Here is a 21241-nt window from a genome sequence, read left to right on the forward strand (position 1 = left end):
TTCGCGAGGCAGAAGCCCGTTTGGCAATTTGGTTGGAGTGGGGAGGTTATTTCGCTCTAGCGCAGCCAGTAGGAACGGCTCAAGCCTGGGATTCCATCCGTCCCAATTTGCATTCCAGCAACTTATGCATACCCACAATCCGTAGGTTGAGGCTTGTCGAAGATCATAGGTATGGGGTCCGTATACCTGCGATACAACGCACAGGTCACAAGGTATCTTGTTGGTTGCCACTTCAAAATCTCCTTAAAGTGGAATGTTTCCGTGCTTGCGCCACGGGTTGTCCAGTTTCTTGTCTTTGAGCATCACCAGCGACCGGCAAATCCGCTTGCGGGTTTCATGCGGAAGGATCACGTCGTCAATGAAGCCACGCGCGCCGGCGACGAAAGGATTCGCAAAACGCGCCTTGTATTCGGCTTCCTTCGCGGCCAGCTTGGCCGGATCGCCCTTGTCTTCGCGGAAGATGATTTCCACCGCGCCCTTGGCACCCATCACGGCGATCTCGGCGTTGGGCCAGGCAAAGTTGACGTCGCCGCGCAGGTGTTTGGAACTCATCACGTCGTAGGCTCCCCCATAGGCCTTGCGCGTGATGACGGTGATTTTGGGCACGGTGCACTCCGCATAGGCGTAGAGCAGCTTGGCGCCGTGTTTGATGATGCCGCCGTATTCCTGGCTGGTGCCGGGCATGAAGCCGGGCACATCCACAAAGGTGATCACCGGAATGTTGAAGGCATCGCAGAAACGCACAAAGCGCGCGGCCTTGATGCTGCTTTTGATATCCAGGCAACCCGCCAGCACCAGCGGCTGGTTCGCGACGATACCAACCGACTGGCCTTCCATGCGGGCGAAACCGATGATGATGTTTTTGGCGTACTCGGGTTGGATCTCGAAAAAATCGCCATCGTCCACCGTCTTGACGATGAGTTCTTTCATGTCATAGGGCTTGTTCGGGTTTTCCGGAACCAGGGTGTCCAGGCTCAGGTCCATGCGGGCGGCCGGATCGGCGCTGGGGCGCACCGGGGCCTTTTCACGGTTGTTCAGCGGCAGGTAGTTGTAGAGCCGGCGCAGCATCAGCAGCGCCTCCACATCATTTTCAAACGCCAGGTCGGCCACGCCGCTGCGGGTGGTGTGGGTGGTGGCGCCGCCCAGTTCCTCGGCGGTCACCTCTTCATGCGTCACGGTTTTCACGACCTCGGGGCCGGTGACAAACATGTAGCTGCTGTCCTTGACCATGAAGATGAAGTCGGTCATCGCCGGTGAATACACCGCGCCGCCGGCGCAGGGGCCCATGACCATGCTGATCTGCGGCACCACGCCCGAGGCCATGACGTTGCGCTGGAACACGTCGGCATAACCACCGAGCGAAGCCACGCCTTCCTGGATGCGCGCGCCACCGGAGTCGTTCAGGCCGATCACCGGCGCGCCGACCTTCATGGCCTGGTCCATCACCTTGCAGATCTTCTCGGCATGCGCTTCGGACAAGGCGCCGCCGAACACCGTGAAGTCCTGGCTGAAGACAAACACCAGGCGGCCGTTGATCATGCCGTAGCCGGTCACCACGCCGTCACCGGGAATCTTGTTGTCCTGCATGCCGAAGTCGGTGCAGCGGTGCTCGACAAACATGTCCCATTCTTCGAACGTGCCTTCGTCGAGCAGCAATTCCAGCCGCTCGCGCGCCGTCAGCTTGCCTTTGCCGTGTTGCGCATCGATGCGCTTTTGCCCGCCGCCCAGGCGTGCTGCGGCGCGCTTTTTTTCGAGTTGTTCAAGAATGTCCTGCATGGCTTGCTTTCTTCGTCCTTGGAATAGCTATTTATTTGATAGCTGCCTGCGCCCGTCCTGATTGGGCTGCAAGCAGATTTCGTGCTGCGGTTGAGGCCGGGATGCGGCCGCTTTCGACGTCGGCCACCAGGGTGGGCAGCATGGCGCTGACCGCCGGATCCTGCCGGAAGGCCTGTTTGAGCCCGGCGTCTATGCGCTCCCACATCCACGACAGGGATTGATGCCGGCGTCGTGAGGCCAGCCGGCCATTGGTGGTCTGGATTTTTTTGAACTGCGTCACCGCCGCCCAGAACGCATCGACACCCTTGTTGTGCAACGCGCTGAGCTGGATCACCTGCGGATGCCAGAAGGACTCGTAGGCTGCCGCCTGCGACGGGTCCATCGCGTTGTTGACCAAGCCGAACAGGCGCATTGCCGAGGTGATTTGCGCCTGCGCCCGCATGGCCGCATCGGCATCGATATCGGCCTTGTTGATGATGACCAGGTCGGCCAGCTCCATCACGCCTTTCTTGATTGCCTGCAGGTCATCGCCGGCATTCGGCAGTTGCATCAGAACAAACATGTCTGTCATGTTGGCCACCGCGGTCTCGCTCTGGCCTACGCCCACGGTTTCGACAATCACGATGTCGTAACCCGCGGCTTCGCAGACCAACATGGCCTCGCGTGTTTTCTCGGCCACGCCACCCAGGGTGCCGCTGGACGGACTGGGGCGGATATAGGCACGTTCGTGCACCGACAGCTGCTCCATGCGGGTCTTGTCGCCGAGGATGGAACCACCCGAGACGCTCGACGACGGGTCTATGGTCAGCACCGCGACCCTGTGGCCTTGCTCAATGAGGTACAGGCCCAGCACTTCGATGAAGGTCGATTTGCCGACGCCAGGCACGCCGCTGATGCCGAGGCGGAAAGCCTTGCCAGTGTGCGGCAGCAAGGCGGTCAGCAGCTCGTCGCCCTGCGCGCGGTGGTCGGTCCGCGTCGACTCCAGCAGCGTGATGGCTTTGGCGATGGCGCGGCGTTGCGCGGCGGCGTCGCCATGCAGGACCGCATCCACCAGTTCGCGGGGAATCACTTCAGCGCAGCCTTGATCTGCTCCAGCACATCCTTGGCGCTGGCCGGAATCGGGGTACCCGGGCCGTAAATGCCCTTGACGCCGGCCTCGTACAGCATCTCGTAGTCCTGCCGGGGAATCACGCCACCGACAAACACGATGATGTCGTCGGCACCCTGTTTTTTCAGCTCGGCGATGATGGCCGGCACCAGGGTCTTGTGGCCGGCGGCCAGTGTGGAAACACCGACCGCATGCACGTCGTTTTCAATGGCCTGGCGCGCGCATTCCTCGGGCGTCTGGAACAGCGGCCCCATGTCGACGTCGAAACCCAGATCGGCGAACGCCGTGGCCACCACCTTGGCGCCGCGGTCATGGCCGTCCTGGCCTAGTTTGGAGATCATCACGCGCGGGCGTCGGCCCTGGGCCTCGGCAAACGCGTTGATCTCGCTCTTGAGATTTTCCCAGCCTTCGGCCGAGTCATAAGCTGCTGCGTACACACCGGTCACCTTTTGTGTATCGGCGCGATGGCGCCCGTAGACTTTTTCGAGCGCGTCGCTCACCTCACCCACTGTAGCGCGCAGGCGCACTGCCTGGATGCTCAGGTCCAGCAGGTTGCCGTCGCCCTTTTCGGCGGCGGCTGTCAGCGCGTCCAGTGCCGCCTGCACCGCCGTACCGTCGCGGCTGGCGCGTACGGCCTTGAGGCGCATGACCTGCCCGTCGCGCACCGCCACGTTGTCGATGTCCCGGGTTTCGATCGCGTCTTCCGTCTTGAGCCTGTATTTGTTGACGCCGACGATCACGTCCTTGCCGCTGTCGATGCGGGCCTGCTTTTCAGCGGCTGCGGCCTCGATCTTGAGCTTGGCCCAGCCGCTGTCCACGGCTTTTGTCATGCCGCCCATGGCGTCGACTTCCTCGATGATGGCCCAGGCGGCGTCGGCCATGTCCTGGGTGAGTTTTTCCATCATGTAGCTGCCGGCCCAGGGATCGATCACATTCGGGATGTGGGTTTCTTCCTGGATGATGAGCTGGGTGTTGCGGGCGATGCGTGAGGAAAACTCGGTGGGCAGCGCAATCGCTTCGTCAAAGCTGTTGGTGTGCAGGCTTTGCGTGCCGCCGAACACCGCGGCCATGGCCTCGATGGTGGTGCGCACCACATTGTTGTAGGGGTCCTGCTCGGTCAGGCTCCAGCCGCTGGTCTGGCAGTGCGTACGCAGCATCAGGCTCTTCGGGCTTTTCGCGTTGAAGCCCTTCATGATGCGGCACCACAGCAGACGCGCCGCACGCAGCTTGGCCACTTCGAGGTAGAAGTTCATGCCGATGGCCCAGAAAAAGCTCAGGCGTCCGGCAAAGCCGTCCACATCCAGTCCCTTGGCAATCGCCGTTTTCACATACTCCTTGCCGTCGGCCAGCGTGAAAGCCAGCTCCAGCGCCTGGTTCGCGCCGGCTTCCTGCATGTGGTAGCCCGAGATGCTGATCGAGTTGAACTTGGGCATGTGCTGCGCCGTGTACTCGATGATGTCGCCGATGATGCGCATGCTGGGTGCCGGCGGGAAGATGTAGGTGTTGCGCACCATGAACTCTTTGAGGATGTCGTTCTGGATGGTGCCGCTAAGCTGGTCCTGTGCCACGCCCTGCTCTTCGGCCGCCACCACATAACCGGCCAGCACCGGCAGCACCGCGCCGTTCATGGTCATCGACACCGAGACCTTGTCCAGCGGGATCTGGTCGAACAGGATTTTCATGTCCTCCACGCTGTCGATGGCTACGCCGGCCTTGCCGACGTCACCGGTCACGCGCGGGTGGTCGCTGTCGTAGCCGCGGTGGGTGGCCAGGTCAAACGCGACCGAGACGCCCTGTCCGCCGGCGGCCAGCGCCTTGCGGTAAAACGCATTCGATTCTTCAGCAGTGGAAAAACCCGCATATTGACGGATGGTCCACGGCCGCACCGCATACATGGTGGCCTGCGGGCCGCGAATGAAGGGCTCGAAGCCCGGCAAGGTGTTGGTATGTGGCAGGCCTTTGATGTCTTCCGCGGTGTAGAGCGGCTTGACCGTGATGCCGTCGGGTGTCTGCCAGGCCAGCGCATTCAGGTCCCCGCCGGGTGCCGACTTCGCGGCGGCTTTGGCCCAGGCTTCCAGGTTCACAGGGGCAAATTCAGGGCTGGCGAAGGGTTTGGAGGTGCTCATGGCGTGTGCAATCAGTCTGTTGGGCGGCCCATTCGGCGATCTGGCAAGTTTACATTATTTATAATTATTGATGCAAAATTTAGTTTCAGATAAGATCACGCTGTCCAGCCCTCCGGCTCCCCATCGACAACACCCAAGACCATGGCCGCTGTTTCCCTGACTCCCCGGGCCCTTTATGAAGAGGTTGCCGAGCTCCTGCGCCAGCGTATTTTCAACCGCGAGCTGGCGCCCGGCAGCTGGATTGACGAGCTCAAGCTGGCCGAGGAATACGGTATCAGCCGCACACCGCTGCGCGAAGCCCTGAAGGTGCTGGCCACCGAAGGCCTGGTCACCATGAAGGTCAGGCGCGGCGCTTACGTCACCGAAGTTTCAGAGCGTGACCTGGCCGATGTCTACCATCTGCTGGCCCTGCTGGAAAGCGACGCCGCCGGCGTGGTGGCGGCCCAGGCCACCGAAGAACAGCTTCGCGAGCTGCAGGCGCTGCATGCGCAGCTGGAAGCCGCGACCGGCGAGCGCGAACAGTTTTTCGCCATCAATGAACGCTTTCACATGCGCCTGCTGGAAATTGCCAACAACCGCTGGCGCGACCAGATGGTGGCCGACCTGCGCAAGGTAATGAAGCTCAACCGCCACAACTCGCTGCTCAAAAGCGGGCGCATCGGGGAATCGCTGGCCGAACACCGTGCCATCATGGATGCGCTGGCCCGTCACGACTCGCCGGCCGCCATGCAAACCATGCAGGCCCATTTCAGAAGCGGGCTGGAAGCAGCAATTTAGCCTTCACAGGCTAGCCGCCTGGCGCCCGGCTCAGGCGTGTGGCTTCGCCTCCCAGCGCTGGAGCGCCTTGCCGTGTTTGTCCACGCTCTCGAGCTGGACCCGGAACCCCCAGAGCCGCGCCACGTGTTTGATGACCTCCTGCACGTCTTCGGTGAGCGGCCTGTCGTCATGGCGGGAATGGCGCAAGGTCAGGGAACGGTCGCCCCGCACGTCCACATCCCAGACCTGGATGTTCGGTTCGCGGTAGCTGATGTCGAACTGGCGCGACAGCGCCTCGCGCACATGCCGGTAACCGGCTTCATCGTGGATCGCGGCCACTTCCAGCTCCGTGTCCGCGGCATCGTCCAGCACGGAAAAAAGGCGGAACTCGCGCATCAGGTGGGGCGACAGGTATTGCCCGATGAAACTCTCGTCCCTGTAATGCCGCATGACGTGATCCAGCGTCTTGAGCCAGTCGGAGCCGGCAATGTCGGGAAACCACTGCCGGTCTTCTTCCGTGGGTGCCTGGCAAATGCGCTTGATGTCGCTGAACATGGCAAAGCCCAGCGCGTAAGGGTTGATGCCGCTGTAGCCCGGGTGTGTCACCGGCGGCTGGTAAATGACATTAGTGTGGGAACGCAGGCATTCGATCATGAACCCATCGGTCAGCAAGCCCTCGTCGTACATGGTGTTGAGCAGCGTGTAGTGCCAGAACGTGGCCCAGCCCTCGTTCATGATCTGGGTCTGCCGCTGCGGATAAAAATACTGCGCGACCTTGCGCACAATGCGGATCACCTCGCGCTGCCAGGGCTCGAGCAAGGGAGCGTTCTTCTCGATGAAGTAGAGGATGTTTTCCTCCGGCTCCACCGGAAAGCGCCGGCTGGCCTTTTCACCGTCCGTCTGTTTTTCCGCCGACCTGGGCACAGTGCGCCATAAATCGTTGATCTGCTGCTGCAGGTAAGCCTCCCGATCCTTGCGGCGCGCCTCCTCCTCGGCCAGGGAAAGCTTCTGCGAACGCCGGTAGCGATCCACCCCGTGGCTCATCAGCGCGTGGCAGGAGTCCAGCAACTGCTCGACCGCATCCCAGCCGTGGTGCTCCTCGCAATCGGCGATGTAGGCCCGTGAATACACCAGGTAGTCGATGATGGAGCTGGCGTCCGTCCACATCCGGAACAGGTAGTTGCCCTTGAAGAAGGAGTTGTGTCCGTAACAGGCATGCGCCATCACCAGTGCCTGCATCGGCATGGTGTTTTCTTCCATCAGGTAGGCAATGCAGGGGTCGGAATTGATCACCACCTCATAGGCCAGACCCATGTGGCCGCGGCGGTAACTCTTTTCGGTCGCGATGAACTGCTTTCCGAAAGACCAGTGACGGTAGTTCACCGGCATGCCCACCGCCGCATAGGCATCGATCATCTGCTCGGCCGTGATGACCTCGAGCTGCACCGGGTAGGTGTCCAGGCCAAAAGACTGGGCCGTTCGCGCGATCTCCCTGTGGTAAATCTCAATCAGTTCGAACGACCAGTCCGAGGGCGAAGGAAGCCGCTCGCGCCGGCCCGTGGCGCGCAGGTCGGACGCCGCCATCTGCGCGGACGAGGCGGATTCAGCTGCGCTCATACGCTGACGCCTTCCTTCTTGAACAGGTCCCTGAACACCGGGTAAATTTCCGTTGCCTCGCTGATCTTGCGCATGGCGAAGTTGGAATGGGTACCGAGTATCTCGGAATACTCCTGCCACAGATTCTGGTCTTCATCACCGACCTGCACATAGGCAAAATACCGCGAAGCAGGCAGCAGCTTGCTCACCAGGAGCTCGCGGCACTTGGACGAATCCTGATGCCAGTTGTCGCCGTCCGACGCCTGGGCGCCGTATATATTCCACTCCCCGGGCGGATAACGCGCCTCAATGATCTGCTGCATCAATGTCAGGGCACTGGACACCACCGTTCCGCCGGTCTCGGCCGAGCGGAAAAATTCTTCCTCGGAAACTTCGGCGGCCTGGGTGTGGTGGCGGATGAAGATGACATCTGTCCGTTCGTAATGCCGCTGCAGGAACAGGTACAGCAGGATGAAAAAGCGTTTGGCAATATCCTTGCGCGCTTCGTCCATCGAACCCGAAACGTCCATCAGGCAGAACATCGCCGCCTTGGCGGTTGGCACCGGCACCCTGACGCGGTTGCGGTAGCGCAGGTCAAACGGATCAAAAAAAGGAACATGCCGGAGGTGGCGCCGCAACGCTTCGATCTGCTCTTTCAGCGCAGGTATTTCGTCGGGCACACGGGGGCCTCGGCGCAAGGCTTCCGCCAGTTGCGCTTCCAGCTCACGCAGTTTTCGCCGTGATTCGCCGCCCAGCGCAATACGCCGGCTCAGTGCCACGCGCATGGAACGCACCACATGCAGGTTGGTCGGCGTACCCTCCGAGACATACCCGGCGCGCTGGGACTTCCACTCCGGCGCGTCCGGCAGAAGCTGGGTACGGATCAGGTGCGGCAGCGCCAGATCGTCGAAGAAATACTGCATGAACTCTTCACGCGTGATGCGGAATACGAAGTCGTCCTCGCCGCTCCCGTCCTGGCTAGCGCCCTGCCCCGACCCGCCGGCACCACCGCCGTCCGGACGTTCGATGCGATCGCCGCGCACGTACTCGCGGTTGCCTGGGTGAACCATTTCACGGCTGCCGCCGGCACCGTGGCCAAACACAGGCTCGGACACATCGCGCCGCGGCAGCGTGATGTCCTCGCCCTGCTCGATGTCATGGATGCTGCGGCCTGAAACCGCGCGGCGAACAGCGTCGCGTATCTGCCCCCTGAACCGGCGCAGGAACCGTTCCCGGTTGCCGATGGATTTGTTCTTGCCCGACAGGCGCCTGTCAATGACTTGCTGGAGCATGGGGTTCCCTGGTCTGATGCAAAATCGCGCGCAACCTTCCCTGGGGTTCAGGAACTCTTGCGAACCCGCAGGTACCAGTCGCACAGCAACCGGACCTGGCGCGTCGTGTAGCCCTTGTCGACCATGCGGTTGACAAAGTCTTCATGTTTTTGCTGTTCGTCCGCGCTGGCTTTGGCATTGAATGAAATCACGGGCAGCAGGTCCTCGGTGTTCGAGAACATCTTCTTCTCGATCACGGTCCGCAATTTTTCGTAACTGGTCCATGTCGGGTTCTTGCCGGCATTGTTGGCCCGCGCACGCAGCACGAAGTTGACGATTTCATTGCGGAAATCTTTCGGGTTGCTGATGCCGGCTGGCTTTTCAATTTTTTCCAGCTCGGCATTCAGGGAAGACCGGTCGAAAATTTCGCCGGTGTCCGTATCACGGTACTCCTGGTCCTGGATCCAGAAGTCGGCGTAGGTCACGTAGCGGTCGAAAATGTTCTGGCCGTATTCCGAATAGGACTCCAGGTAGGCGGTCTGAATCTCCTTGCCGATGAACTCGGCATAACGCGCCGCCAGTGTTTCCTTGATGAAGGCCAGGTACTTCTGCTCGGTTTCGACCGGAAACTGCTCGCGCTCGATCTGCTTTTCCAGCACATACATCAGGTGCACCGGGTTGGCGGCAATTTCCGTGGAATCGAAATTGAAAACCTTGGAGAGGATCTTGAAAGCAAACCGTGTCGAGATGCCGTTCATGCCTTCGTCCACGCCGGCGTAGTCGCGGTACTCCTGGTAGCTCTTGGCCTTCGGGTCGGTGTCCTTGAGGTTCTCGCCGTCATACACCTGCAGCTTGCTGAACATGCTGGAGTTCTCCGGCTCCTTCAGGCGCGTCAGCACGGCGAATTGCGCCATCATCTTCAGCGTGCCGGGCGCGCAAACCGCATTGTTCAGCGACGAATTGCGAATCAGCTTTTCGTAAATCTTGACCTCTTCCGTGACACGCAGGCAGTAAGGCACCTTGACGATGTAGATGCGGTCCAGGAAAGCCTCGTTGTTCCTGTTGTTCTTGAAAGCCTTCCATTCGCTTTCGTTGGAGTGCGCCATCACGATTCCGTCGAAGGGAATGGCGCCAAACCCCTCGGTACCCTTGAAATTGCCCTCCTGTGTGGCGGTGAGCAGGGGATGCAGCACCTTGATCGGTGCCTTGAACATCTCGACAAACTCGAGTAGGCCCTGGTTGGCCAGGCACAGGCCGCCGGAATAACTGTAGGCGTCGGGGTCGTCCTGGGCGTAGGTCTCGAGCTTGCGGATGTCGATCTTGCCGACCAGCGAAGAGATGTCCTGGTTGTTCTCGTCGCCGGGCTCGGTCTTGGCAATCCCGCATTGCTTGAGAATGGACGGGTAACGCTTGAGCACGCGGAACTGGCGCACATCGCCGCCATATTCTTCAAGCCGCTTGACAGCCCAGGGCGACATCACGCGCTGCAGGTAACGCGGCGCAATGCCGTACTGGGCTTCGAGCACAGGCGTGTCTTCTGCATTGTTGAACAGCCCCAGCGGCGACTCATTGACGGGCGAACCCTTGAGCGCATAAAAGGGCACTTTTTCCATCAGCTGCTTGAGCCGCTCCGCGATGGAGGACTTGCCGCCGCCCACGGGGCCCAGCAGATAGAGAATCTGTTTTTTCTCTTCCAGCCCCTGCGCGGCATGGCGGAAGTAGGACACCACCTGCTCGATCGGATCTTCGAGTCCGTAGAAGTCGCGGAAGGCCGGGTAGATCTTGATGACCTTGTTGCCGAACAGGCGGGACAGGCGCTGGTCGTGCCGGGTATCGACCAGTTCAGGTTCACCCACGGCGGCAAGAATTCGCTCAGCCGCCGTCGCGTAAACCAGGGGATCATTCTTGCAGGCATCGAGGTATTCCTCGATGGACAGTTCTTCTTCTCGCGTCTGCTCGTAACGCGTCAGAAAATTGCGGACGACATTCATAGGGCCTCCTATGCACGCTGCACCGGAAGGATCGCTGACCCGTGACGCCAAATCGCTTCTGGTAACCGCGCTGTGACTCGACTGTTTACATCTGATGGCTGTACCGGATTAGTTGCAGGGTCAGTGAAAAAATTCCCGGTACCCAAGGCTACAGCGTACAACGTTATTGGACAAGCTGCAGACAGAAAAACAGCGCAAAGGGTTTTATGTTGTTTCAGGCGCGATAGGGTTTATCATTTCTCGGCGCATTTGGAAGCTGGGTGTCCAGCGATTCACGGTAACGCAAACATCCGCGGAGAAACTGCGGCCACTCGGGAACAACGGGAAGCGGATCTGTTTTCTCCGGCAGCAGCGACCACAAGGCCGGGTGGTGCCAGCACAGTTCGTGGCCCGTGCTGTCGCGATGTACGCGAATGCCGTGCCTGAGCTTCCTGACTTCGTCGACAAGTTGTTCCCGCGACATACCATCAAGATCAGCGTCCATGGTGCCTCCATTTGCAATGGTCGGACCAGTCCATGGTAGCAATTTCATCCTCGTGCGTGATCTGCCGCATGACATTTGGCCTGCGCGGATTGCAGGAAAGCAACGCCGCTGACACAGAAGCCATGCAATCGGCTCAAGATGGCGCATGCACTGCCCGCATTCGCGCGAACCGGTGACGGCGAACCTCACGCCATCAGGAACGAACCGGGAGCGCCTGCTTTGCGGGACGCGTCACGAGAAACACGCCGGGCAGAATCAGCAGCGCACCGACGGCATGGTGCCAGCCCGGCGGTTCACCCAGCAGCCCCCAGGCCGCGGCCGCCGCATACAGCGGGCCCAGGTAAAGCGCCACCGCCACCCGGCTCGCACCCAGGATTTTCTGCGCCCAGCCGTAAATCCAGTAGGCGCCCACGCCGGGGATCAGCGCAGCCACCACCACCAGCAACACGGCATAGGCGCTTAAGACATTCGCGCCGGGCCGCGTGACCTCCCAAAGCGCAGGAGGCAGCAGGACCACGGTGCCGCCTATGCAGATGGCAGCCAGACGCGCCGTAGCCCCCAGGGAGCTGGGCCACCTTTTCTGCAGCAGTGCGTAACCCGCCCACGACACCATGGCGGCAAAAATCCACGCATCACCCGGCACAAACTGCACGTCGGCCAGGGCGGTCCACTGTCCCTTGACGACCACATGGACAACGCCAGCCAGTGCCAGCAGCACACCGGCCTTCTGGCGTGAACCGAAGCCCTCACCCAGCCACCACATGGCCCCCAGGCTGATCAGCACCGGCGAGGCCGAATAGATCAGCGCAATATTCATGGCGCCTGTGGAACGTGCGCCCTCATACACCCAGGCGCCGCAGATCAGCATGCCCAGGGTGCCAAGCACCAGGTACTGCCGCCAGGCGCGGGCAATCGCGGCGCGCTGCTGCCACAGTTCGCCCCGCGTGATCACCACGAGGATCAGGGCGGCAAGTCCCCAGCGGCCCAGCGCCAGCATGTAGGGGCCGATGACACCCGGCGCCTTGCGCGCCACGATGTAGTTGACGGCCCAGAGCGCGGGCACCAGCCACAGGAGCACCAGGGCCCGGCGCGTTTCGCGCTGCGCCGCGTCAGGCATTGGCCATCGCAGCCTGAACCAACAATGCGTCGTTTTCGCCCACGGGCAGCTGCGCATGCGCCAGCGCCATCACATCGCGTGGATGCCAGCCTTTGAGCTTGTGGTCGCTCCAGACCTGGCGCCAGCGGCGACTGCCGGCCAGGCCATGGCGCAGGCCCAGCATGTGGCGCGCGATCGTCGGCCAGGGTGTGCCATGCGCTTCGGCTTCACGCGCCATGTAAACCACCATCTGTTCCTCCACCGATTCGCGCGTGAGGTTCTGCGATTCATCACCGAAGCAGTCCGCATCCCACGAGGCCAGCCACCAGGGGTTGTGGTAGGCCTCGCGGCCCACCATCACGCCGTCAAGCTGCTCCAGTTGGCCGGCCACCTGCCCGCCGGTGGTGATGCCGCCATTGATGACGATGGCGAGTTGCGGAAACTCGCGCTTGAGCCGGTGAACCAGTTCGTAGCGCAGCGGGGGAACTTCGCGGTTTTCCTTCGGGCTCAGGCCCTTGAGCCAGGCATTGCGGGCATGCACGATGAAGGTTGTGCAGCCGGCCTCGCTGACGCGGCCTACAAAATCGCGCACAAATTCATAACTTTCGGTTTTGTCGATGCCGATACGGTGCTTGACCGTCACCGGCACATCCACCACATCCACCATGGCCTTGACGCAGTCGGCCACGAGTTGCGGCTCGGCCATCAGGCAGGCACCAAAGGCGCCGCGCTGCACGCGCTCGCTGGGACAGCCGCAGTTGATATTGATCTCGTCATAGCCCCACTGCTCACCAAGCCGGGCGCAATGCGCCAGGTCGACCGGCTCGCTGCCGCCCAGCTGCAGTGCCACCGGGTGTTCTTCGGCGTTGAAACGCAGGTGCCGCGCAACGTCGCCATGGACCAGTGCGCCCGTCGTCACCATCTCGGTGTACAACAAGGCGTGGCGCGACAGCAAGCGGTGAAAGTAACGGCAGTGCCGGTCCGTCCAGTCCATCATCGGGGCAACGCTGAGGCGGTGGGTGGGAAAAGTGCCGGGGTTCATCGGAAGCATCGGGAAAGCGGGTTCGGTCTGCATGAAAGCCATAGTTTCTCACGGGGGCCCGCAGGGCGCGCACGCGTGGCGAAATTGCCGCACAGAGGGTAGGCACCGACACCGGCCCGCGCGGCAGGCCGGATAATAAGCAGCCCGGGCCGCACCTGCGATTTCTTCTCAATACCCAGCATGACCATGACAGACCAGCCATCACGGATGACTTCTTCCCCCCACCATCCGGAAGCAACGACCCCACCTCCCGCACGGCCGCTGCGGCGTTCCCTGGACGGAAGCCGCACAGGCCTGCTGCTGACCCTGCTGCTTTCGCTGGCTGCCTGCACGTCTGTCCCGCTGCCGCCCTGGCCAGCTCCGGGCGATACGCCCAAGGCGCCGCCGGCTGTTGCGGCGCCTGCTCCCAGTGCCCCACCGGCCGCCATTGCCCAGCCTGTGCCCGTCCGGCCGGGCATTGTCATCGCCCCGCCGGCAGCCGAAGCGCCCTACAGCGCCGCCGTGGCCGCCCGCTTTCCGGCACCGTCCATCATTTACAGCACACCCGGCCTGCAGGAAGGACGAAGCAGTTTCACCTCGAACGCGGAAATCCAGACCTGGCTGCGCGACCTCACGGCCGAGGCCTCCCGCTCACCGGGCCTGAAAGCCGCAGTCCTGCCCATCGGGCAGTCGCAGCGCGGCGAAGCCCTGGAAGCCCTGGTGCTGACACGTGCCGCGGGCACGGACGCCCTCTCCCTCGCAGCTTCCGGGCGACCCACCGTGCTGCTGGTCGGCCAGCAGCACGGCGACGAGCCAGCCGGCAGCGAAGCCCTGCTGGTGATTGCGCGCGAACTCACGCAAGGCCTACTGCGGCCGGTGCTGGAACGTATCAATGTCATCATCGTGCCGCGTGCCAACCCGGACGGGGCGGCAGCCGGCCAGCGCGTGACCGCCGGCGGCCTGGACATGAACCGCGACCACCTGCTGCTCAACACGCCGGAAGCCCAGGCCCTGGCGCGCCTGACGCGCGACTACCACCCGACCGTGGTGGTCGATGCCCACGAATACACCGTGGTGGGCCGTTTTCTGCAGAAGTTCGGCGCCATCCAGAAATACGATGCGCTGCTGCAGTACGCGACCACCGCCAACGTTCCGGAATTTGTGACCAAGGCCGCCGAAGAGTGGTTCCGTCGGCCGCTGCTGACAGCCCTGAGGGCACAGGGGCTGAGCGCCGAGTGGTACTACACCACCTCGACCGATCTGGCGGACAAGAAGATCTCCATGGGCGGCACCCAGCCCGACACCGGCCGCAACGTCAACGGCCTGAAAAACACCGTCAGCCTGTTGATCGAAACGCGCGGCGTAGGCATCGGCCGCCTGCACCTGCAGCGCCGCGTGCACACCCATGTCAGCGCCATCTCCAGCGTGCTGGCCAGCACGGCCCAGCGCGCCGGCGACCTCGGCCAGCTCAAGCCCTATGTGGACAAGGAGTTGAGCACCATGGCCTGCAAGGAAGAAGCCGTGGTCGAGGCCGGCCCCACCCTGGGCCAGCAGGAACTCATCATGCTCGACCCGGTCACCGGCGGCGACAGGGCGATTCGCGTGGAATGGAACTCGGCGCTGACGCTGCGCAAGATCAAGACGCGCGTGCGCCCCTGCGGCTACTGGCTCTCGGCGGCATCAAAAACGGCGGTGGAGCGGCTGCGCCTGCATGGCGTGCAGGTGCTGCGCGTGGCCGAACCCAGCTCCATGCTGGGCGACATCTACCGCGAAACCAGCCGGGCGGCCGGCGTGCGACAGGACGTGCGCGGCGCCATCGCCGACGACGGACAAATCGTCAGGACCGAAGTAGCCCTGGTGCGCGGCGTCATTGATGCGCCCATCGGCAGCTACTACGTGCCGCTGAACCAGCCGCTGGCCAACCTGGTGATGGCGGCCCTGGAGCCGGACACCCAAAGCAGCTATTTTGCGAACCAGTTGATCGACAACCTGGCCGGTATCGCCCGGGTGATGTCGGAACCTGCGCTGCGGGCCGAAGAGCTACCCTGAAGCGCCCTTCTTTTTCGCTTTCTTTCCCCTGTTGACGGGCGTCTCCGGTTCACGCATTTTGTGCGAACCGGCCTACAGACAGCATGGCGCTTCCGTGCATTAATGATGGGTACCCACTACAAGGACCCACCATGAAAGCGTTTGCACTTCACCCCAAAATGCTGAGCCTGCAGGGCGTGTTCTACCCGACCGGCTACGCCTTCATCATGTTCCCGGAGGCCGCGCAGGCCGAGCAAGCTGCCCGCGAGCTGGAAGACAGTGGTTTTCCCGGCCAGGCCATCACGCTGCTGACACCCGACGCCATCCTGCGCGAGATCGGCCAGGTGGATGGCGACTCCGACGTCACATTGCCATCGGTCGGCACCGAAGGCGCCACGGTCCACAAATATGTCGACCTGGCGCGCGAAGGCCATCACGCCCTGATGGTGCATGCACCGTCTGAAAAAGACACCGAACGCGTGATGGCGGTGGTGCGCAAGCATCCTTTTTCCTATGCCCAGAAATACCACATGCTGGCCATGGAAGACCTGGAGTAAGCCGCCGGGCCCGCAGGCACTCCAAAATTCATAGCAGCCTGCGCCTGCCGGTATTGGGCTGCAGGCAGAAATCTCTCTCAAAACCGGGGCAACCCAAGCAGCTTGCGGCTTCGCTTGTATGCCATTTGTGCCCGCAGCCCTTGGCCCGCATGCGCAGGCAGCTATTGATTCGATAGCAATTCAAGCCTCCCGCTGACCTGCCCCCTTCCTTCCATCCGCAGACCGGGCCCGGCTGATAATGACCGGTCACAAGGATGCGCTGTGCTGAAAACGCTGGTACTGGGAGGGTATGGAAATTTCGGGGCAAGGATTTGCCGTGCCCTGGCCGATGAGCCCGGCCTACAGCTGCTGATAGGCGGGCGCGACCCGCAGCGCGCAGCAACGCTGGCCAGGGAAGTGGGCCATGGCGCCTTGGGCGTGTCCCTGGACCATAGCGCCGGGGGATTCGGCCAGACCCTGCGCCAGCTGGGCGTCGGGCTGCTGATACACACCGCCGGCCCGTTCCAGCAGCAGGACTACGGCGTGGCCGCCGCCGCTGCCGCAGCAGGGGCGCACTACATCGACCTGGCCGACGGCCGCCGTTTTGTCTGCGACTTCCCCGCCACCATGAACAGCGTTTTCAGTGCGGCGGGACGCACGGCGGTTTGCGGCGCCAGCACGGTCCCGGCCCTGTCGTCCGCCGTCGTTGAGCACCTCTGCAGCGGATGGCAACGCGTGGATGCCATCGACACCTGCATTGCGCCCGCCCAGACCGCGCCACGCGGGCTGGCCACGCTGGCCGGGGTGCTCAGCTATTGCGGCGAAGCGCTGCAGGTGTGGGACGGCGGGCAATGGCAGGCCCGGCTGGGCTGGGCCCATCCGGAACCGGTGCAGTTCGCACGCTTGCGTCCGCGCCTGGGGGCCCTGTGCGACATTCCCGACCTGGAGCTTTTCCCCGACCGCTACCGTGTGACCCGCCGCGTGATGTTTCGCGCCGCGCTCGAACTCGGTGCCGCACAACGCGCACTGGCCGTGCTGGCCAGGCTGCGTGCGTGGGGTTTCATCCGGCAGCCGGCGCGGCTGGCTGGTTTGCTGAACGGCAGTGCCCGCGCGCTGGATGGCCTGGGCTCGGCGCTGGGCGGCATGGTGGTCCGCGTCGAAGGCCTGGATGCCACCGGGCGCCCTGTGCAACGCGCCTGGCACATCGCGGCAGACCATGACCATGGCCCGGAAATTCCCTGCATGGCCGCCATCCTGCTGGCCCGCAAACTGGCGCGCGGGCAAGCCCTGCCCGCAGGTGCGCTCGCATGCCTTGGCATGCTGAAGCTCGCGGAGTTTGAACCCGGGTTCGCACGCTGGGGCATGATGACCGACATCGTGGAAGAGGACGCAATACATGGCGCATAAAAAACTGGAGTTCCCCATGCCGGCCAGCGAAGCCGTGGTTTTCGACGCGTTTCACTACCACCTGTGGCGTGCGCGCTGGGACTCACTGGTCAGCGCCACCCATGTGCTGGGCGGCGCGCCCTGCCCCTTCGTCGGCGCCGTGACCGACAACACCGGCGCAGGCGCCTTGCGCGGCTTGTCCATGCGCACACAGTTTGTCTCGTACGACCGGCCCCGCGTTGCAGCGGCATCCATGATCGGCCGATCGTTTCCCTTCACCAAGTGGGCAGCATCGATGCGGCACCGCGCCATCGGGCCGCAGCAGTCGGTGCTCATCTACACCTACAGCTTCGAAGCCGGGCCCGCATGGCTGCGCTGGTTATTGACGCCGCTCGTTGACGGGATCTTCATTTGGCAGACCCGCCGCCGCTTTGCCAGGCTGCAAAACTTTCTGGTGCAGCATGCCGCCGAAGTCGAGCGCTGGCAACAAGCTGACGTCAGCACTGGCACACCTGTGGAGCCGTGCTCATGACGCTGTCCGGCAAAGACCAGCAACTGCTGCGCCAGAGCATCGTCTTTGTGTGGCTGGCCACAGCCATCGTCAGCGTGTGGGAACTGCAGGGCCAGAGCGCACAACTGCTGCTGGCCGCCGGTGTGCAAGACGCTTCCCTGGCCCGCTGGCTGATTCTGGCCGGTGCAGGTGTGGATGCCGCCCTCGGACTGGCCATGCTTCTATGGCCCGCGCGCCTGACTTACCTGGCAGCACTGACCGTCATGGCGCTGATGACGCTGGTGGCAACAGGGCTTGATCCATCGCTGTGGCTGCACCCGCTGGGGCCGCTGACCAAGAACCTGCCCATCGCTGCCGTCCTCCTCGTTCTTGCAAAGGCCAAACCATGAGCCTCTACCTGAGCTTGAAGTGGCTGCACGTCCTGTCCAGCGTGGTGCTGGTGGGCACCGGCTTCGGCTCGGCGTATTACCTGTTTTTTGCCAACCGGACGCGCAACGTCACCGCGCAGGCCGTCGTCTCCACCCTGGTGGTGCGCGCCGACTGGTGGTTCACCACACCCACCGTGATCATTCAACCAGTCACCGGTTTTGCCATGGCGTATCTGACGGGTCTGCCGCTGAGCACGCCCTGGCTCGCGGTCTCCATAGCCCTGTTTGTTTTCGCGGGCGCCTGCTGGCTGCCCGTGGTGTGGCTGCAAATCCGCATGGCGGTCATGGCGCAGGAAGCTGCACGCATGGGCAATAAATTGCCGGACGCCTACTGGCGTTATGCGCGCTGGTGGGAATGCCTGGGTTACCCCGCGTTTGTGGCGATGCTGGCAGTGTTTTATCTGATGGTGGCGAAGCCCGCGCTGGGTTAGCGCGGCGGGTTGCCCACCACTGGAGCTGAATGCCTCTTCGCCAGGGCTGCGGTTTTCTGCTCTTCCATGAGCCATTGCACAAAGTGTTGCGTCTCCGGGGTCGCATTCGGCGCAAGGCCAAAATAGTGCTGGCTCAGCGCCATCCGCAGTTCCGGCAATGGGCATACCAGGCGTCCTGAAGCGATGTCGTGGGCAATCAAGGATACCGGTGCGAGGGCGAAGCCCAGCCCATCGACGGCTGCCTGAAGAACAAAATGCAAATGGTCAAATTGCAGGCAACTGGCGGGGCCCAACTCCTGCGCGTTCATCTGCTTTTTCCAGTTTTCCCAATCATGGCTGCGCGATTTGGATAACAACAGGACGTGGGACGCCAAAGAATGCAGACCGGTGACGGGACGGCTGGCGAACAAGGCAGGTGATCCCACCACAAGCACTTCATCTTCCAGAAATGGATGCGTCTGCATTCCAGGCGGCCAGCCCTTGGTGCTTCGCCGGATGGCCAGATCAAATTCACCCACCGCCTTGTCAGGCGGCAAGATACTGGTCATCACCTGCGGTTCGATGTCCGGATGCTTCGCCACAAAGCCCGGCAGCCGGGGGATCAGCCAGCGCACCGCGAAGCTGGGCCTGACGTTGACCTTGACCGCGCGCAATGGCGTACCGCCCCTGAGCGACTCAGCGGCCACGCCTATTTGCTCGAGCGCCGGCCCCACCTGCGCATGAAATTGCTGGCCAGCTGCGGTCAGAAGAACCTGCCGGGTTTTGCGCTCGAACAGCTCGACGCCCAGATGCGCTTCCAGCGCCTTGATCTGGCGGCTGATGGCGCTGTGCGTCACGTGCAGCTCCAGGGCGGCCCGGGTGAAACTCTGATGGCGCGCCGCCGCTGCGAAGGCGCGGACCGCGTTCAACGGAGGCAGGCGAGGCAACATGCGTGCAATTTTCTCACACGTGTTGCGCACTAATGTCGTTTGTCCGCAGATGTGGCGCCGCGCACCATACGGCCCATGCCACAGTCCAACGCTTCCACTTCAGACCGCCACTCGCGCCATGCCGCCATGGCGCTGGGGCTGTCACTTCCGGGTGACACGGTGCTCTACCTGCTGCTGCCGATGTTCGCTCCGGCCTTTGATGTCAGCTTGCCCGAAGCAGGTATTCTGCTGGCGGCAAACCGCCTGGTTCGCATTGCAGGTTACGGTGCGGTGGCAAGGTTTTACGCACGCAACGGCGAGCGGCTCACATGTTCGCTGGCGGCGCTGGCAGCCGCGGTGTGCGCACTGGGTTACGCCACGCTCTCCGGGTTTGTCGCCTTGCTGTTCCTGCGGCTGCTGTGGGGCCTGGCTTTTGCCGCCCTCAACCTGGCCACCCAGGCGCTGGCCACCGCCGAACCGGCAGGCGCCGCGCGCCGGGCGGGACAGTCCCGCGCGTTTTCGGCCCTGGGGCCCATGCTTGCGCTGCCTTTGGGCGGCGTGTGTGCGCTCTGGTTTGGCCCCAAGGTCATCTTCTTCGTGTTCGCGACTGTTGCGTTGTCTGCATTGCTGGTCACGCGGCAGTTGCCAACCTCCCCGCATGCCGAGCCGCCACCCAGAAAAAGATGGTTCAGGCTCCCGGGCAGCCTGGACACTTTTTCCTTCATCGAAGGCCTGGTGCTGGACGGCCTGTTCATCATCGGCCTGTCTTATCTGGGCCGCGACCTGCTGCCGGGCAACCCGGTCATCGTGGCCGGCCTGCTGCTGTCGGTTCGCTATCTGGCGGAAATTATCTTGAGCTCAGCCGGCGGACACATGGCCGAAAAACACGGCGCCAAAACCTTGTTGGTGATTTTTTCCGTGCTGACTTCCGTCGCACTGGTCGGCTTTGGTTTCGGCTGGTTGTGGACTTGCGCGCTGGCCATTGTGATTCTGCGTGCCTTGTTGTTGCCGCTGCTGCCGCCGCTGGTTGCGCTTCGCACACCGGGCCCCGGACGCATACAGGCTCTCGCCACACGTTCGGTGTGGCGCGACATGGGCGCCGGTGCAGGCCCGGTGCTGGCCGGCCTGCTGTTGCCCATCGTGCCCTCTGCATGGATTTATGGCGTTGCTGCGCTTCTGCTTTCGGCCACCGCCATTGCCTGCTTGAGGCAGCGCGGCGACTGAGAACGCATTCGCCACCGCCCTCCTCTTTCATTCACTTCTTTTGGGAGACCTGCACTTGGACATTCACCACACGCTCTTCAGTTGCACCGGCGGCAGGGTCGCCTTGCCGGCCAAACCGATGAACCACCGGAGCGATGGCGGGCATTTGCTGGTCAACCCGCCCCGCCCGGTGTGGGAGAGAAGCGAGTTGACTGCCAACGAGCTGGCGCTATGGTCCTGCCTGGTGGCTGCGACGGGAAAAGCCATGCTGGACACACTGCCCCAACTCTCCGGAGGGTGCCTGAACTACTGGGAGGCGGGCAACAACGCCCTCAACGAACTGGCGTATCCACCCGGGCCGAAAGACCCTCAGCTTCACCGAAAAATGCATCTGCATGTTTTTGGAAGAAACCCACGGGCGACGCACCCTGATTGGTTATGGGGCGAGCCACCGCAGTTTCCAAAATTTGCCTTGTCAGAAACCTGGGCGGCGCAGTTCAGTCGGCTGGAGGCGGAGGAATGTGACGCGATTGGAGAAAGGATCGAGGTTCTGTTGGCGACCAGGTACGCGGTAGGTTCTTAGGT

General features: G+C 62.7%; 19 protein-coding genes. 9 read left to right on the plus strand and 10 right to left on the minus strand.

The window, feature by feature from the left end; all coding sequences use genetic code 11:
- Positions 1–243 precede the first annotated feature (243 nt).
- Genes WA904_RS08490 through scpA form a run of 3 tightly spaced genes read right to left on the minus strand, consistent with a single transcriptional unit; the run spans position 244 to position 5010 of the window.
- Entirely contained in the window at positions 244–1776 is a 1533-nt protein-coding gene (locus WA904_RS08490; RefSeq protein WP_425196683.1) for an acyl-CoA carboxylase subunit beta, read from the minus strand.
- A gap of 31 nt (positions 1777–1807) precedes the next feature.
- The gene (gene meaB / locus WA904_RS08495; RefSeq protein WP_425196684.1) at positions 1808–2845 is read right to left on the minus strand and encodes a methylmalonyl Co-A mutase-associated GTPase MeaB; all 1038 of its coding nucleotides are present in this window, start codon (positions 2843–2845) and stop codon (positions 1808–1810) included.
- A complete protein-coding gene (scpA, locus tag WA904_RS08500) occupies positions 2842–5010 on the minus strand; it encodes a methylmalonyl-CoA mutase (protein WP_425196685.1) in 2169 nt (722 codons plus the stop codon). The genes meaB and scpA overlap by 4 nt, the downstream gene beginning before the upstream one ends.
- A gap of 141 nt (positions 5011–5151) precedes the next feature.
- On the opposite strand from scpA, the gene WA904_RS08505 reads away from it, so the two are divergent.
- Positions 5152–5787 carry a GntR family transcriptional regulator gene (locus WA904_RS08505; protein ID WP_425196686.1) on the plus strand — a complete coding sequence of 212 codons (636 nt, stop codon included), beginning with the start codon at positions 5152–5154 and terminating at the stop codon, positions 5785–5787.
- A 30-nt stretch (positions 5788–5817) separates the two neighbouring features.
- Here the strand turns inward: WA904_RS08505 and WA904_RS08510 are convergent, their stop codons facing one another.
- The 6 genes from WA904_RS08510 to dusA form a co-directional block, all read right to left on the minus strand.
- Positions 5818–7350 carry a SpoVR family protein gene (locus WA904_RS08510; protein ID WP_425196728.1) on the minus strand — a complete coding sequence of 511 codons (1533 nt, stop codon included), beginning with the start codon at positions 7348–7350 and terminating at the stop codon, positions 5818–5820.
- Positions 7351–7379: 29 nt separating this feature from the next.
- Positions 7380–8654 (minus strand): YeaH/YhbH family protein, encoded by a 1275-nt coding sequence (locus WA904_RS08515; protein ID WP_425196687.1) that lies wholly within the window; start codon positions 8652–8654, stop codon positions 7380–7382.
- A gap of 47 nt (positions 8655–8701) precedes the next feature.
- Positions 8702–10624, minus strand: coding sequence for a PrkA family serine protein kinase (locus WA904_RS08520; protein WP_425196688.1), 1923 nt, complete (start codon positions 10622–10624; stop codon positions 8702–8704).
- Positions 10625–10838: 214 nt separating this feature from the next.
- Complete coding sequence (locus WA904_RS08525) at positions 10839–11108, minus strand: hypothetical protein (RefSeq protein ID WP_425196689.1); 270 nt, start codon at positions 11106–11108, stop codon at positions 10839–10841.
- A 193-nt stretch (positions 11109–11301) separates the two neighbouring features.
- Positions 11302–12225 carry a DMT family transporter gene (locus WA904_RS08530; RefSeq protein ID WP_425196690.1) on the minus strand — a complete coding sequence of 308 codons (924 nt, stop codon included), beginning with the start codon at positions 12223–12225 and terminating at the stop codon, positions 11302–11304.
- Positions 12218–13279, minus strand: coding sequence for a tRNA dihydrouridine(20/20a) synthase DusA (gene dusA / locus WA904_RS08535; RefSeq protein ID WP_425196691.1), 1062 nt, complete (start codon positions 13277–13279; stop codon positions 12218–12220). The genes WA904_RS08530 and dusA overlap by 8 nt, the downstream gene beginning before the upstream one ends.
- Before the next feature lie 174 nt (positions 13280–13453).
- On the opposite strand from dusA, the gene WA904_RS08540 reads away from it, so the two are divergent.
- The 6 genes from WA904_RS08540 (at position 13454) to WA904_RS08565 (ending at position 18545) form a co-directional block, all read left to right on the plus strand.
- Positions 13454–15274 (plus strand): M14 family metallopeptidase, encoded by a 1821-nt coding sequence (locus WA904_RS08540; RefSeq protein ID WP_425196692.1) that lies wholly within the window; start codon positions 13454–13456, stop codon positions 15272–15274.
- Positions 15275–15405: 131 nt separating this feature from the next.
- Positions 15406–15810, plus strand: a complete 405-nt coding sequence (locus WA904_RS08545; RefSeq protein WP_425196693.1) for an RNA-binding protein — start codon at positions 15406–15408, stop codon at positions 15808–15810.
- Positions 15811–16071: 261 nt separating this feature from the next.
- Positions 16072–17196 (plus strand): saccharopine dehydrogenase NADP-binding domain-containing protein, encoded by a 1125-nt coding sequence (locus WA904_RS08550; protein ID WP_425196694.1) that lies wholly within the window; start codon positions 16072–16074, stop codon positions 17194–17196.
- On the plus strand, positions 17186–17707 hold the full coding sequence (locus WA904_RS08555; RefSeq protein ID WP_425196695.1) for a hypothetical protein: 522 nt from the start codon (positions 17186–17188) through the stop codon (positions 17705–17707). Before WA904_RS08550 ends, WA904_RS08555 begins: the two co-directional genes overlap by 11 nt.
- On the plus strand, positions 17704–18075 hold the full coding sequence (locus tag WA904_RS08560; RefSeq protein ID WP_425196696.1) for a DoxX-like family protein: 372 nt from the start codon (positions 17704–17706) through the stop codon (positions 18073–18075). The genes WA904_RS08555 and WA904_RS08560 overlap by 4 nt, the downstream gene beginning before the upstream one ends.
- Positions 18072–18545: a DUF2269 family protein gene (locus WA904_RS08565; protein ID WP_425196697.1), complete on the plus strand. Its 474-nt coding sequence runs from the start codon at positions 18072–18074 to the stop codon at positions 18543–18545. The genes WA904_RS08560 and WA904_RS08565 overlap by 4 nt, the downstream gene beginning before the upstream one ends.
- On the opposite strand, the gene gcvA is transcribed toward WA904_RS08565, so the two are convergent.
- Positions 18542–19474 carry a transcriptional regulator GcvA gene (gene gcvA, locus WA904_RS08570; RefSeq protein ID WP_425196698.1) on the minus strand — a complete coding sequence of 311 codons (933 nt, stop codon included), beginning with the start codon at positions 19472–19474 and terminating at the stop codon, positions 18542–18544. The two genes, WA904_RS08565 and gcvA, sit on opposite strands and share 4 nt — an antisense overlap.
- A gap of 75 nt (positions 19475–19549) precedes the next feature.
- Here gcvA and WA904_RS08575 point away from each other — a divergent pair, with 75 nt between their 5' ends.
- Both WA904_RS08575 and WA904_RS08580 read left to right on the plus strand, forming a co-directional pair.
- Positions 19550–20677 carry an MFS transporter gene (locus tag WA904_RS08575; RefSeq protein ID WP_425196699.1) on the plus strand — a complete coding sequence of 376 codons (1128 nt, stop codon included), beginning with the start codon at positions 19550–19552 and terminating at the stop codon, positions 20675–20677.
- A gap of 55 nt (positions 20678–20732) precedes the next feature.
- Positions 20733–21239 carry a hypothetical protein gene (locus WA904_RS08580; protein WP_425196700.1) on the plus strand — a complete coding sequence of 169 codons (507 nt, stop codon included), beginning with the start codon at positions 20733–20735 and terminating at the stop codon, positions 21237–21239.
- The last annotated feature ends 2 nt before the right edge of the window (positions 21240–21241 follow it).

The sequence above is a fragment of the Polaromonas sp. genome, assembly GCF_049790275.1.
Taxonomy (GTDB): Bacteria; Pseudomonadota; Gammaproteobacteria; order Burkholderiales; family Burkholderiaceae_C; genus Polaromonas.

Bases quoted from the DNA above. Each gene is read 5' to 3' on its own strand.
- WA904_RS08510 (WP_425196728.1), bottom strand. From the start codon at position 7,350: ATGGCGGCGTCCGACCTGCGCGCCACGGGCCGGCGCGAGCGGCTTCCT.
- WA904_RS08490 (WP_425196683.1), bottom strand. From the start codon at position 1,776: ATGCAGGACATTCTTGAACAACTCGAAAAAAAGCGCGCCGCAGCACGC.
- WA904_RS08540 (WP_425196692.1), top strand. From the start codon at position 13,454: ATGACTTCTTCCCCCCACCATCCGGAAGCAACGACCCCACCTCCCGCA.
- WA904_RS08575 (WP_425196699.1), top strand. From the start codon at position 19,550: ATGCCACAGTCCAACGCTTCCACTTCAGACCGCCACTCGCGCCATGCC.
- WA904_RS08530 (WP_425196690.1), bottom strand. From the start codon at position 12,225: ATGCCTGACGCGGCGCAGCGCGAAACGCGCCGGGCCCTGGTGCTCCTG.
- WA904_RS08520 (WP_425196688.1), bottom strand. From the start codon at position 10,624: ATGAATGTCGTCCGCAATTTTCTGACGCGTTACGAGCAGACGCGAGAA.
- WA904_RS08505 (WP_425196686.1), top strand. From the start codon at position 5,152: ATGGCCGCTGTTTCCCTGACTCCCCGGGCCCTTTATGAAGAGGTTGCC.
- scpA (WP_425196685.1), bottom strand. From the start codon at position 5,010: ATGAGCACCTCCAAACCCTTCGCCAGCCCTGAATTTGCCCCTGTGAAC.
- WA904_RS08560 (WP_425196696.1), top strand. From the start codon at position 17,704: ATGACGCTGTCCGGCAAAGACCAGCAACTGCTGCGCCAGAGCATCGTC.
- gcvA (WP_425196698.1), bottom strand. From the start codon at position 19,474: ATGTTGCCTCGCCTGCCTCCGTTGAACGCGGTCCGCGCCTTCGCAGCG.
- WA904_RS08515 (WP_425196687.1), bottom strand. From the start codon at position 8,654: ATGCTCCAGCAAGTCATTGACAGGCGCCTGTCGGGCAAGAACAAATCC.
- WA904_RS08525 (WP_425196689.1), bottom strand. From the start codon at position 11,108: ATGGACGCTGATCTTGATGGTATGTCGCGGGAACAACTTGTCGACGAA.
- WA904_RS08555 (WP_425196695.1), top strand. From the start codon at position 17,186: ATGGCGCATAAAAAACTGGAGTTCCCCATGCCGGCCAGCGAAGCCGTG.
- WA904_RS08545 (WP_425196693.1), top strand. From the start codon at position 15,406: ATGAAAGCGTTTGCACTTCACCCCAAAATGCTGAGCCTGCAGGGCGTG.
- dusA (WP_425196691.1), bottom strand. From the start codon at position 13,279: ATGCAGACCGAACCCGCTTTCCCGATGCTTCCGATGAACCCCGGCACT.
- WA904_RS08565 (WP_425196697.1), top strand. From the start codon at position 18,072: ATGAGCCTCTACCTGAGCTTGAAGTGGCTGCACGTCCTGTCCAGCGTG.